This is a genomic window from Faecalibacterium sp. DFI.5.82 (assembly GCF_029076575.1).
Taxonomy (GTDB): domain Bacteria; phylum Bacillota; class Clostridia; order Oscillospirales; family Ruminococcaceae; genus Faecalibacterium; species Faecalibacterium duncaniae.
The window spans coordinates 83,960-96,747 of record NZ_JARFIS010000006.1; the positions used below are offsets into that span (position 1 = coordinate 83,960).

At 58.3% G+C, this 12,788-nt stretch carries 13 protein-coding genes; 9 read left to right on the plus strand and 4 right to left on the minus strand.

Features of this window, described 5'->3' with window-relative positions:
* The first annotated feature begins 342 nt into the window (after nucleotides 1–342).
* The 6 genes from P0G09_RS09080 to P0G09_RS09105 all read left to right on the plus strand — a co-directional run bounded on the left by P0G09_RS09080 (nucleotide 343) and on the right by P0G09_RS09105 (nucleotide 4,965).
* Entirely contained in the window at nucleotides 343–1,281 is a 939-nt protein-coding gene (locus tag P0G09_RS09080; RefSeq protein ID WP_035393233.1) for a stage 0 sporulation family protein, read from the plus strand.
* A 290-nt stretch (nucleotides 1,282–1,571) separates the two neighbouring features.
* Complete coding sequence (locus P0G09_RS09085) at nucleotides 1,572–1,742, plus strand: 4Fe-4S binding protein (protein ID WP_005929040.1); 171 nt, start codon at nucleotides 1,572–1,574, stop codon at nucleotides 1,740–1,742.
* A gap of 134 nt (nucleotides 1,743–1,876) precedes the next feature.
* Entirely contained in the window at nucleotides 1,877–2,551 is a 675-nt protein-coding gene (locus P0G09_RS09090) for a methyltransferase domain-containing protein (RefSeq protein ID WP_275252498.1), read from the plus strand.
* 70 nt (nucleotides 2,552–2,621) lie between these two features.
* The gene (gene rsmI, locus P0G09_RS09095; RefSeq protein ID WP_156065764.1) at nucleotides 2,622–3,461 is read left to right on the plus strand and encodes a 16S rRNA (cytidine(1402)-2'-O)-methyltransferase; all 840 of its coding nucleotides are present in this window, start codon (nucleotides 2,622–2,624) and stop codon (nucleotides 3,459–3,461) included.
* A 251-nt stretch (nucleotides 3,462–3,712) separates the two neighbouring features.
* A complete protein-coding gene (locus tag P0G09_RS09100) occupies nucleotides 3,713–4,201 on the plus strand; it encodes a YfcE family phosphodiesterase (RefSeq protein WP_005929053.1) in 489 nt (162 codons plus the stop codon).
* Complete coding sequence (locus P0G09_RS09105; RefSeq protein WP_005929057.1) at nucleotides 4,198–4,965, plus strand: biotin--[acetyl-CoA-carboxylase] ligase; 768 nt, start codon at nucleotides 4,198–4,200, stop codon at nucleotides 4,963–4,965. Before P0G09_RS09100 ends, P0G09_RS09105 begins: the two co-directional genes overlap by 4 nt.
* A gap of 271 nt (nucleotides 4,966–5,236) precedes the next feature.
* Here the strand turns inward: P0G09_RS09105 and P0G09_RS09110 are convergent, their stop codons facing one another.
* Complete coding sequence (locus tag P0G09_RS09110; RefSeq protein ID WP_097773083.1) at nucleotides 5,237–5,773, minus strand: gamma carbonic anhydrase family protein; 537 nt, start codon at nucleotides 5,771–5,773, stop codon at nucleotides 5,237–5,239.
* A 105-nt stretch (nucleotides 5,774–5,878) separates the two neighbouring features.
* Here P0G09_RS09110 and P0G09_RS09115 point away from each other — a divergent pair, with 105 nt between their 5' ends.
* A complete protein-coding gene (locus tag P0G09_RS09115; RefSeq protein WP_156066843.1) occupies nucleotides 5,879–7,168 on the plus strand; it encodes a D-alanyl-D-alanine carboxypeptidase in 1,290 nt (429 codons plus the stop codon).
* 165 nt (nucleotides 7,169–7,333) lie between these two features.
* Here P0G09_RS09115 and P0G09_RS09120 read toward each other — a convergent pair whose 3' ends face one another.
* From P0G09_RS09120 to mgtE, 3 genes are all read right to left on the minus strand, one after another.
* Entirely contained in the window at nucleotides 7,334–8,299 is a 966-nt protein-coding gene (locus P0G09_RS09120) for a hypothetical protein (RefSeq protein WP_275252499.1), read from the minus strand.
* On the minus strand, nucleotides 8,296–8,934 hold the full coding sequence (locus P0G09_RS09125) for a rhomboid family intramembrane serine protease (protein ID WP_097769884.1): 639 nt from the start codon (nucleotides 8,932–8,934) through the stop codon (nucleotides 8,296–8,298). The genes P0G09_RS09120 and P0G09_RS09125 overlap by 4 nt, the downstream gene beginning before the upstream one ends.
* A gap of 685 nt (nucleotides 8,935–9,619) precedes the next feature.
* Nucleotides 9,620–11,191 carry a magnesium transporter gene (mgtE, locus tag P0G09_RS09130; RefSeq protein ID WP_275252500.1) on the minus strand — a complete coding sequence of 524 codons (1,572 nt, stop codon included), beginning with the start codon at nucleotides 11,189–11,191 and terminating at the stop codon, nucleotides 9,620–9,622.
* A 612-nt stretch (nucleotides 11,192–11,803) separates the two neighbouring features.
* Between mgtE and P0G09_RS09135 the strand changes: the two genes are divergently transcribed.
* Nucleotides 11,804–12,163 (plus strand): type II toxin-antitoxin system RelE/ParE family toxin, encoded by a 360-nt coding sequence (locus tag P0G09_RS09135; protein ID WP_035393236.1) that lies wholly within the window; start codon nucleotides 11,804–11,806, stop codon nucleotides 12,161–12,163.
* Entirely contained in the window at nucleotides 12,160–12,447 is a 288-nt protein-coding gene (locus tag P0G09_RS09140; protein ID WP_097769886.1) for a helix-turn-helix transcriptional regulator, read from the plus strand. The genes P0G09_RS09135 and P0G09_RS09140 overlap by 4 nt, the downstream gene beginning before the upstream one ends.
* The last annotated feature ends 341 nt before the right edge of the window (nucleotides 12,448–12,788 follow it).

Sequence of the window (12,788 nt, forward strand, 5' to 3'; positions counted from 1 at the left end):
TGGAGATCAAATTTCAGACGGAGTTCAAGTGGGATACGAATGAGCGGGGCGGAATGTTGCAGAGGATGAAATTTTTTTATCGGCTCCCCCTTTGGGGGCAACGACGACGACCGCCGCCAGTGGCGGATTGAGGGAGGAGTTGTTGGGGCAGTGGCCAGCAAGGTGCGAGTGCAATTGCACGAAGCAGCTGCTGGGAGCCACAACCTGGGCTGGCGAACGAAGTGAGCCTGAGAGGGCTGTTCAATTTTCAACGTTTATGCTATAATAATCCTCAGAATGGATCTTCAGGCCCTTCTGCGGGCCTTTTTACGAGATAGGGGAGTTTCCCCTGTGAGGAACAGTATGAAAAAAGTCATCTCTGTCCGTTTCAAGGAAAACGGCAAAAGCTATTATTTCGACCCTGCCGGGGCCGACATCAAAACCGGCGAATACGTGATCGTGGAGACCGCCCGCGGCATTGAGTGCGGCGAGGTGGTGCAGGGCGTGAAAGAGATCGCCGACAGCGCCGTTTCCAAGGCGCTCAAGCCCATCACCCGGATGGCTGACAGCGTGGATGTGCGCCGGATGCGCCAGAACCGCGAGGATGAGAAGCGCGCCTACCACACCTGCCAGGAGTGCATTGCCCGCCACGGCCTGGAAATGAAGCTGGTGGAGGCCGAGTACACCCTTGACCGCTCCAAGATCATGTTCTACTTCACCGCCGACGGCCGGGTGGACTTCCGCGAACTGGTCAAGGATCTGGCCGGCATCTTCCACACCCGCATCGAGCTGCGCCAGATCGGCGTGCGCGACGAGAGCAAGATGATCGGCGGTCTGGGCATCTGCGGCCAGCCCTTCTGCTGCAGCCGCTTCCTCAAGGATTTCCAGCCTGTTTCCATCAAGATGGCCAAGGAGCAGGGCCTTTCCCTGAATCCCACCAAGATCAGCGGTGCCTGCGGCCGGTTGATGTGCTGCCTTTCCTACGAGGAAAACGCCTACGAGTACCTGAACAGCATCATGCCCATGGTGGGCAGCACCGTGCGCACCCCGGATGGTCTGGGCACCGTGCTGGAAGTAAACCCCATCTCCGGCTACCTGCGGGTGCGCTGCGGCACCGAAGCCCTGACCCCGCGCTACTATAAGGTGGGCGTGTGTGAGTATATCAGCGGCGGCAAACGGGCACCCCGCCGCCCCGACCCGGACGACGATTATTCCGGTGTGCGCAACCCCGCCCCGGTGGTGGCAGCCGCCGATGAAAAGGGCAATGTGGGCTGCGGCAAATGCCCCAAAAAAGAGAAATAATTCCCAGAAAAATAGTGGGATATCACGGCGGTTAGTATCGCAAAACTAACCATTCTTCGTGATTTTCGCCAAAAAACTCTCTTAATTTTCCCGCAAAGTTAGGCCTTGCTTTTGTGCAACCCCACAAAAATAAAACTTTGGGCTTTTATGGCACACGGTTAGTCTTGCCTTTTCTTTTCCACTTTGTTAGAATGCAGACAAGGATGAATTCCGGGGAAGCCTGCTGGCACCGTGCGAGGGCAGACTTCTTCTTAAAGCTAGTGCACGGGTGATAAAAGGAGAGTTTTATTATGGCACACAAGGTTTCTGACGCATGTGTTGGCTGCGGCGCTTGCGAGGGCGCTTGCCCCGTTGGTGCTGTCACCATTGAGAATGGTGTTGCAGTTGTGAATGCAGACGCTTGCATCGATTGCGGCGCTTGCGAGGGTGCTTGCCCCACCGGTGCTATCGCTGCTGAATAATTTCACGGCGAACACTGAAAAAACGCATCAAAAGCAGCAGACCTGTCAAAAGCGGGTCTGCTGCTTTTCTTTCATGCACAATTTTCCCCGATTTTTCCGCCCGATATTTTGGCAGTGGATTTTAGGTGCTGTATATGGAACATTCCACCGAGATTTTGTATAATAGAACAAGAGTCTATTGTTCAGCCGTGCACCGCTTTGGCTCGGACGCGCTGCTGCTGGCCCGGTTTTCGGAGCCAAAGCGGGCCTGGCGTGCCGCCGACCTGTGCTCCGGCTGCGGCATCGTGAGCCTGGAATGGCACGACCGGGGCCACCGCGGCCCCTGCCTGGGGCTGGAGCTGCAGCCCGAAGCCAGCGCGCTGCTGGCCGCCGCCTGCGCCGAACAGGGCATTGAGCACATCACGCCCGTCTGCGCCGACCTGCGCTCCTTCCGGGAAGGCGAGGGCAGCTACGACCTGTGCGCCTGCAACCCGCCCTATTTCACAGCAGGGGAGCAGGCCGCCGACAGGGCCCGGGCCACTGCCCGCCACGAGACGGACTGCGCGCTGGACGATGTCTGCAAGTGCGCGTTCCGGCTGCTGAAGGATGGCGGGCGGCTCTCGCTCTGCCACCGGCCCGAGCGGCTGGCCGAGGTGCTGGCGGTCCTGCGGGCCAACCGGATGGAGCCCAAGCGGCTGGCCTTTGTGAAGAACCGGCCGGATGCCGCCCCCTGGCTGTTTCTGGTGGAAGCACAGAAGAACCGAAAAACAGGGCTGCGGGTCGAGCCGGATGTACTCATCTCGGCAGGCGCGGCAATGTATGGACGCTGAACCTCTCAGGCGCTGCGCGCCAAGTACGGGATGACGGAGAGGTTTTGTACAAATCAAATGGGAGGATACTATGGCAGGTACTCTTTATATCGTTGCCACACCCATCGGCAACCTGGATGACATGCCGCCCCGTGTGGCAGCCACCTTTGGCGCGGCAGATTTTATTGCCGCGGAGGATACCCGCGTGACCATGAAGCTGCTCAACTTTCTGGGGCTGAAAAAGCCGATGGTGAGCTACTACGAGCACGCCCTGCAGAAGGGCGAGGGGATCCTGCGCCGCATTGAGGAAGGCGAGAACTGCGCCCTGTGCAGCGATGCCGGTATGCCCTGTGTGTCGGACCCGGGCGAGGTGATCGTGCGGGACGCGCTGGCCCGGGGCATCAAGGTGGTGCCCGTTCCGGCAGCCTCCGCCTGTGTGACGGCGCTGGCCGTCTCCGGTCAGGACACTTCCCGCTGGGTGTTCGAGGGTTTTCTGCCTGTAAACAAAAAGCAGAAGCGGGAGCGGCTGGCCGAGCTGCAGGGGGAAAAGCGGACAGTCATCTTCTACGAAGCGCCCCACAAACTGCGCACCACGCTGGACGACCTGACCGCCGCCTTCGGCCCCGAGCGGAGCATCACCCTCTGCCGGGAGCTGACCAAGCTCCACGAGGAGATCTGGAAAACAACGCTGGGCGAGGCCCAGACCCATTATGCCGAGAATGACCCCCGCGGCGAGTATGTTCTGGTGATGGCCGGTGCGCCCGCCGCCGAAGCCGAAGAAGAACTGACATTGGAGCAGGCCGCCCAGCGGGCGCTGGAACTGACCCGGAACGGCTATGCGGCCTCTGCCGCCGCCAAGGCCGCCGCGCAGGGCACGCCGTATTCCAAGAGTGAAGTGTACAAGCAGCTGCTTGCTTTGCAGGCAGATTGACCTCTCTGTCCATGCTTCGCATTGCCCCCTCTCCTGATAGGAGAGACAGGAACGTAAGCTTGGCTCCCCTACCAGGAGCAACAGCAACAACCGCCGCCAGTGGCGGATAAAGGGCGTTGCTGTTGGGGCCGCGGCCAGCAAGACATAAGTGTTGTTTACAACACGAATTGGATGCTGGGAGCCGCAACCCGAGCCTGTCGCCGAAGGCGACTGAGAGGTTTAATACGTATAAATAAGGAGGACGTAGTCCCGTGACGAAACTTTTGATCCTGAGCGACAGCCACAACAGCGCCAGTGCAGTAGAGCGCATCCTGCACGCAGAAAGCGATGCAAATGCCGTTGTCTTTTTGGGAGATGGCCTGCGCGACCTGGAAGAGGCGCTGACCCTGCACCCCAAAATGAAGGTCTACGCCGTGGCCGGCAACTGCGATTTTGGCGCGTTGGAGCCGCTGGACGGGCTGGCCGCCTTCGATCAGGTGGTCGTTTTCTATACCCACGGTCACATGTACGGTGTAAAATACGATCTGGACACGCTGGCGGATGCCGCCGCCGCCCGCGGCGCTGAGGTGGCATTGTTCGGCCACACCCACAAACCCATCGCCCTCCAGAAAAACGGCGTGTTCCTGTTCAACCCGGGTTCCTGCGGCCGCTGCTACACCGGCCCCAACACCTACGGTGTGATGCTGTTGGACAAGGGCAAGATCACCAGCTTTGCACACAAAGAGGTACCGCAGCAATGAGCATCAATGAGGTGCGTTATCTGCCCGAATGCGGCAGCACCAACGCGTATATGAAAGAGCATTTTGAAGAGTTCGGCCCGGTGGGCGCGGTATACACCACCAACCAGACCGCCGGGCGGGGCCGCCTGGGCCGCACCTGGGTCAACGCCGAGGGCAAGGCGCTGTACTACACGGTCGCCATCCGGGAGCCGCTGGCGCAGCCCGCCACCCTGCCCCTGCTGGCCAGCCTTGCCGTGCGCAGGCAGCTGGCCCTGCGCTACGGCGTGGACTGCCAGATCAAGTGGCCCAACGACCTGCTGCTGAACGGCAAAAAGATCGTGGGCATCCTGTGCGAAAGCGTCTGCTACGGCTACCAGCAGCAGGGCCGGGGCATCCTGTGCGGCATTGGCATCAACCTGGCCCAGCCGCAGAGTTATTTTGATGCCGCCGACCTGCCCCATGGCACCTCGCTGGCCCTGCAGGGTGCCGCGATCGATCTGGAGCAGGATCCCGGCTGGCTGGCCGAGGCTTTGACGGATTTCGGCTTTGATCGGCCCCTGTACACCTTTGCGCGGGATGGCTTTGCACCTTTCCGGGAGGAGTACAAGGCCGCCTGTGTCAACATCGGACGGCGGGTGACCTTTGACCTGCCGGACGGCGGGCAGGGAGCAGGCGAGGCCGTGGATGTAGACGAGGAGGGCCGTCTTGTTGTCCGCACCGACAGCGGCGAGGAGCATGTGTTCACCGGCGAGGTCTCCGTACGCGGCATCTACGGTTCCCTCTGAAACTTGATATAACACAGCGCCCCCGGCAGAGGATCGCTCCGCCGGGGGTGCTGTTTCAGACAAACAAAAGTCCCCTCCGGCGCTTGCGGTACACCGGAGGGGACTCTTGTTTTGGGGTATTGCTTTGGTGTGAGGAGGAATCATGTGCAAGGGAGACGGTTGCGGCCCCGCTCCCTTGTGCTCATAGTATACCCGATTTCGGCGCAAAAGTCATTACTTTCTTGTGAAATCTTGTGAAAATTCTGTTAAGCTTCGCACGAAATTATTTCGCTCACTCGTTTTCACCTTTTTCCTCTTTCCGCAGGGCTGCGGCGTGACGGCGGCCCTCCCCCACATAGTGGGCGGCATTGGCAAGGCTGGCGGCTGCCTGTTCGGGGCTGACCTGCTTGATGATCTTCCCCGGAACCCCCACCACAAGGGAATCGTCCGGAATGATCTTGCCTTCCGGCACCAGCGCACCGGCCCCGATGATGCAGTTTTTGCCCACAACACAGTGGTTGAGCAGGGTGGCGTGCATCCCGATCAGGGAACCGTCTCCCACGGTGCACCCGTGGACAAGGGCACAGTGGCCCACGGTCACGTTTTTGCCCAGCGTGACCGCCCCGCCCGGGTCACAGTGGAGCACCGCATTATCCTGCACATTGGTGTTCTCGCCCAGGGTCAGGGTGCCGTCGTCCCCGCGCAGAACCGCACCATACCAGACCGAGGAGCCCGGCCCCAGCACCACATCGCCCAGCACCGTGGCGTTGGGTGCCACAAACACCGCACCCTCGTCCCGGGGAACTTTTCCACCAAAAGGCAACAACATTGTGAAAAACCACCTTTCTCTTTTCCGTCATTTATGGTATTCTTTTATATAGTGTTTTAGTTTTTGATTCAGGGAAGCCGGGAGCTTCCGTTGGAGGATACGCTTATGCAGAACTCTACTCTCTTCCGCCGGGCGGCGGCCCTGCTGCTGACCGCAGCGCTGGCCCTGACCCTTGTCCTGCCTGGTCTGGCCGCATACGAAATGCCCATCCAGACCGTGAACGAGGGCGAGTCGGTCTATCTGTTCAACGCGGACATCGACAAGCCCATTCTGGAACAGAACGCGGACCAGCAGCGCTACATTGCCAGCCTGACCAAGATGATGACAGCCCTGCTGTTTCTGGAAAGCGGCAAGGACATGAACGCGGAGATCACCATCCCCGCCAGCCTGACCCAGGAGTTCAAGGACATCCAGAACGCCAACGGCAGCACCATCAACCTGCGCATCGGTGAAACGGTGCGCCGCATCGACCTGCTGTACGGCCTGCTGGTGGCCAGCGCCAACGACGCGGCCAGCGCGATCGCCAGTGATGTTTCGGACGGCGACCTGACCGCCTTTGTGGCCCGGATGAACCAGCGTGCCAAAGAGCTGGGCTGCACCAGCACCAGTTTTACCTGTGTGCACGGCCTGTATGATTACGGCAACGTCTCTTCGGCCCACGATCTGGCCCTGATCGCCAAGGCCTGCGCCGAGAATGAGACCTATATGCAGGTGGCAAACACCCTGAGTTATACTCTGCCTGCCACCAACCTGCACCAGAACGAGCGCACCATCACCTCCACCAACCTGATGCTCAACCCGGAGTACCCCTACTACCGGGATTACATCCGGGGCATGAAGACCGGTTTTACCACCTTGGCGGGCCGGTGCTATGTGACCTTTGCCCAGAAGGATGGCCATACCTACGGGCTGGTGGTGCTGGGCTCTGACCTTGACAACATTTACAGGGAGGCCTCCGAGATCCTGGACTGGGCCTTTGCAAGCTTTTCTGACCGGGAGCTGGTGGACACCGAGACCCCGCTGACCACCGCCCCCCTGAAGAAGTGCCGCTCTTATGAGGAAGTGGAGCTTTACGCTGCCGCGCCGGTCAGCGGCTACGGCCATGCGGACGACAAGGTGACCTTCACCTACGACCTTCAGGAGAACATCTCCGCCACCGTCAAGGATGGGGCTGTCCTTGGCACAGCCACCGTTTATCTGGACGGCTATGAGGTGGGCACGGTAGACCTTGTGACCCATCAGGAGTATGTCTCCGACTTTCGCACCGACCTTCAGTCCACACTTCTCCTGATGGCGGCTCTCATCGTTCTTCTGGCTGTTCTCAGCTTCTTCACCCTTGTTGCCGGGGGCGGCTCGCTGAATCTGGGCCGGCGCAGAAAAGCACGGAGAAGATGATCTCACCCTCTCAGTCTCGCTAACGCTCGACAGCTCCCCCGAAGAGGGAGCCAAGGGCTATTCCATATATAGCAGCATTTACCCTCTTTGATGTTTTGCCTCTCCCTTCGGGAGAGGTGGCATTGCGCAAGCAATGACGGAGAGGGTAAAGGCTGCTCTTTTTTATCAGAATGTCCGGAACTTCATTGCCAGCACGCTCAAGGTGATCTTGGGGTTCACCTGTGCGCCCAGCCGCTGGATCGCCGCATCGGCGGCTGCAAGGGCCTTGCGGGCGGCATCACCCTGCACCGGGGCACGGGGGCTGCCGCGCAGTCCGGCGGCCGCTACGGCCCGGAAATCAGCCAGCAGAGCGGCGGCCCCCACCTTATCCTTTTCGTAAGCTGACAGCAGAACGGCGGCGGCATAGCTGTCCTGCGCGGCCGCTGCTTTGGCAAGGGCAAGCGCCTTGTCCACCTGCGCCCGGCGGACCTCGTCCCGGGCCGCATCCAGCACCGTTCCAATGTGGCCATCGAACAGCTCACTGTACAGGGCGGCATCCTTGCTGTCCACCCCCTGTGCGGTGCAGTAGCGGGCACAATCGGTGGGGGAAACGGGAGCCACTGCAAAGCTGATGCAGCGGCTCCGGATGGTGGGCAGAACGCCCGCCAGCGAATCCGCTGTCAACAGAAAAAGCACACCTTCGGGCGGCTCCTCCATGACCTTCAGCAGGGCGTTGGCCGATTCCTCGTTCATCCGCTCCACATGGTAGAGCAGCACTGCGCGCCCCTCTGCCGAAAGGCTGGTATTGAAGATCTCGCTGCGCATGGCCGTGACCTGACCGACCAGATACCGCCCGCCGCTGCCCATACCGGTCACGGAGATGGCTTCCCGGACGATGCCTGTCTCGATCTGGCCGCTGTCGCGCTTACCGGCCTTTGCCACGGCACGGCAGCACTCGCCCCGGAGCAGGGCTTCGGCGGGCGCGCCGCCGTTGGGGTAAAGGTAATCCGCCGCCACACAGCGGGCCGCAAACCCGGTTCCCAGCCCCTCTTCGCCCACCAGCAGAACACTGTGGGTCATGCGGCGGCCCCCCAGCATCAGCCGGACGCTGGTCTTTAATTCCGAATTGCCTTCCAGACGATCAATCATCATCTCCGATTTTTCCTCTTCCACTGCTCCCGGCGCACCCAGGCGCGGATGTTATGCCAGGCCTGCGGCCCGAAGAACAGAAGGAAGCCCAGCATACAGAGCAGATAGTTCAGCTTGCCCAGCATCCCCATGCTCAGGAAGCTGAACACCCACAGGGCGGCGGCAAAGATGCCGAAATACTTCACCTTGAGGGGGATGACGAAGAAGAGCAGCACCTGCAGCTCCGGGTAAAGCATGGCAAAGGCCAGCAGAAGGGAGAGGGACAGGCAGTAGGTATCGGCAGAGCCTGTCAGCAGGCAGGCCAGCCACGCGCCTGCCATCCCCAGCAGGACGTAGAGGTTGAAGCGGAAATCGCCCCACTCCCGTTCCAGCGCACTGCCGACGAACCAGGTAAAATAGATGCCCAGCACCACGCTGAGCGGCCCGCCGCCCGAAAAAGGCACCAGCACAAAGGTGAACAGCCGCCAGATCTGCCCGGCGAACAGGGCACTGCGGCTCAGGGAGAGATAAAAGGAAATATACTGGTTGACGAACAGTTCAATGGCGTAGACCAGGATCTGGCCGCCGATGAGGATGTTGATGAGGTTGGGAATGCAGAACCGGCCGTATTTCCGTTCCAGCTTGGTGATCCAGTTCATGGGCAGAAGCCTCCGTTATTCGTAAATTTGCGCCCCGTTGGCCGGGAACGCTCTCTTTTTTCATTGTACCATGATTGGCAGGGCCATTCAAGGCGAAGGGTGTGAACAAAGGGATCTGGCTGTCTGTTCATCCGAGTGCTAAAACAGCAGGTTGTATCCATTTTTGGTGCATTCAGATGGACTTATCCACTCTTTCCACTGGGTTTTCCACTGGAATTGTGAAAAAAGTCCCGGTTTTCCCACGATGTTTTCCACTTTTTCCACTGAGTTTTCCACATTTTCCTGTGAAGCGGTTTATACATGGTGTATTGTACCGCGCGGATCTTTGCGAAAATCAGGGGAATTATGGGCCTTTGCACCTTTTTTCTGAAAGAAAGTCAAACCCGAAAATTTACTTTTTACAGCGGGCAGAAAATCCGCTCGTTGAATTTCTCCCCGTTGGAATGAAGGAACCGCTAGTTTTCCACACCCGCTTTCTACAAAAATCGACCTGTGGAAAACAGCGGGAAAACCTGAGTTTTCAACAAAAAGAAACAGCCCTCTCCGTCATCGCTGCGCGCTGCCACCTCTCCCAAAGGGCGAGGCTATGCTGCCTTTATCTCAGGCCAGCAATAGGCTCCCCCTTGGGGGAGCTGGCAAAGCCGTCAGGCTTTGACGGAGAGGGTTGCTCCTATAAAATCAAACGTTACATCATATTCCGGAACACGATCTGCGCGATCTGGAAGTACAGGATCAAGCTGCAGGCATCCACGATGGTGGTGATGAAGGGGGTCGCCATGATGGCCGGGTCCGCACCCAGCTTCTTGGCGGCAAGGGGCAGCATACCGCCCACCAGCTTTGCCAGGATGACGCTGAAGAACAGCGACACGCTGACAACGATAGCGTAACCTATCACATTGTCATACTGACCGGCAAAGATGAAGGTGTACATCAGGTAGATGCGCAGACCGTTCACCACGCCCAGCACCGCACCCACGATCGCGGAAACGCGGAGTTCCTTGGCCAGCACCTTGAGGAAATCGGCGGGTTCCACCTCGCCCAGTGCCAGACCGCGCACCATCAGGGTGCTGATCTGGTTACCGCAGTTGCCGGCAGTATCCATCAGCATGGGCATGAAGGAGACCAGCAGGGGCAGGCTCACAAAGGCTTCCTCGTAATGGGTGGTGACCATACCAGTAAAGGTGGCCGACAGCATCAGGATCAGCAGCCAGGGGATGCGCTGCTTGGCGTGGGTCCAGACACTGGTGCCAAAATAAGTCGTGGCCTCATCTGCAGGCAGAATAGCAGCCATCTTCTGCATATCTTCGGTGCTCTCATCGGTCAGAACATCGATTGCATCGTCGATGGTGATAATGCCTACAAACATGCCCTCGTTGTCCACAACGGGCATTGCGGTAAAGTCGTAGCGCTGCATCTCACGGGCCACGAACTCCTGGTCATCCGTGACTTTCACGGTGACCACGTTGTCGTCCATAATATCGACCAGCGGGGTATCAGGGTCTGCCAGCAGCAGGTCACGGGCAGAGACAACACCCTTCAGGCGGTTGCGCTCCACAACATAGTTGATATAGACGGTCTCGGCGTTCTCGCCCTGCCGCCGGATGGCATCCAGCGCCTGCCGGACATTCATCTCTTTTTTCAGCCGGACATATTCAGGGGTCATCAGGCTGCCGGCCGAGCTCTCGGGGTAGTTCAGCAGCTTGTTCAGGCTCTCGCGGGTCTGCTTGGAGGATTTTTCCAGCACCCGCTTGACCACGCCTGCGGGCATATCCTCCAGCAGGTCGGCAGCATCGTCCAGGCTCATCTCCTCAATGGCGCTGACCAGCTCCACGTCGGAGAAGGCGTTGACCAGGTCATCCCGGGCTTCATCGGACATATAGGCGAAAGCCTCAGTGGCCACTTCCTTTTTCAGCAGGCGGAACACCACCAGACGGTTGTTCTCGTCCAGCTCCTCCAGCAGCTCTGCCAGGTCGGCGGGCTGCTCCTCCTCGGTGACCTCACGCAGCTTGACGTACTGCTTTTTTACCAGCATCTTGAGCAGGCGGCTCTTGGTCAGCATCTCGGGGTCAGCCTTGACCTCCTCGTCCCGGGCCTCCTCTTTCTCGGCTTCCCGGATGTCCTGCTTCAGGTCCTCTGTAGCTTCCTCGTTCAGATCTTTGGCCAGCTTCTGGCGCACCTCGTCCGGGATATCAGCGGGCAGCTCCTGCACAGGCAGGGCGGCCTCGTTCAGTTCGTTTTTCTTTTCTTCCATTTCCATTTTGCGTACCTCCTACCGTATTCCGGCGGTTGGTACAGGGCAAAACAAAAAGCGCCGCCAACGGCCCGCATCCACCCCTTGCCAAGGCTTCCACGCGCACAAAGCCGCGCCCTTTCTCCCCGCTGAGAAGTGCCCGAACAGCACCTCTTACCGGGCAAAAAAGGCGAACGCAGCCTGCTCCATGTCCCGTCCTATCGCACCAAAACCGCATCTTCGACTATGATCCGGGTCCATTGTCCTGCGTTCACCTCCTAAAGATCTTTTCCACTTTTTATTATAGCGCCGCCCAAAAGGCCGGTCAACCCTAAATGCACCGAATCAGGCGGGAATTTCCACCAAAACACGCAGAAAGCCCCTTCCAGTGCTTGCGGACCACTGAAAGGGGCTTTCTGTTTGGATATTGCCTTGGTGTGAGGAGGAATCATGTACAAGGAATCGGTTGCGGCCCCGGTTCCTTATGTCAGTAGTATAGCACCAAAAGCACGGGTTTGCATGAAAATCCTATGAAGAAATTGTAAAATAGCGAGAAGATATTTTTATCGCACCCTTGACAAAATGGGACATATCATATATTATAGAAATGGGATATATCCCATAGAGGAGGGCTGCCGCTTGGAATGTTACGATGTAGACTTCTACCATAAGGAGAATGGCGACTGTCCGGTAGATGATTTTCTGGAATCCCTTGACACCAAAATGCGTGCAAAGGTATTGGGTGCTGTCGCACTGCTGGAAGCCAACGGACCACAGCTGCGAGAGCCCTACTCCAAGTTTATTGGGGACGGGATTTTTGAGATCCGTGCTAAGCAGAGCAGCAATATCACACGTGTTCTGTATTTCTTTTACATTGGAAAGCGCATTGTTCTGACCAACGGCTTTATCAAGAAAACGCAAAAAACGCCACCAGAGGAAATTGCCCTGGCCAAAAAATATCGTGCAGACTATCTTGAACGAAAGGAGAAGATATCGTGAGTGACTTTCGGAATTTTCTCAACAAACAACTGGAAGACCCTGAATTCAAAGCGGAGTGGGAGGCACTTCAGCCAGAGCTTTCGCTGGTACAGGCAATGATCGATGCCCGGAAGGTAAGCGGCCTGACCCAGAAGGAGCTCTCGGAGCGTACTGGCATTGCTCAGGCAGACATCAGCAAGCTGGAAAACGGCAACGCAAATCCTTCTCTGCGGACGCTGCAACGCCTTGCTGCCGGTATGGGAATGCAGGTCAAAATTGAATTCATTCCTGCTCCCGCAAAATAGTATATGGATGAGAGAACCGCTGTATGGAACATTCCGTACAGCGGTTTCTGTTTCCTTACACAAAAATACGCCCCGTTCACTATAAAGTGAGCGGGGCGCTAAAAACGGATTCGTTTTTGACTGCGGCAAGATCCCTGCAGGGCAGGTCTTATGCAGCAGGCGGAACAAGGTATCTGTTGCCAGACCTTATGCTCCTGACACACGCGGGGTGTGCTTTCAAGGACCCTCGCGGGCGCTTTGGTATTTCAAACACCCTGCCCGGCGCGGTTCGCGGGCCGCGGCGGGCGAGGGAATGAAATCAGAAGTTTGCGCAAATGCTCGTTTGCACGTTCATCATGCTC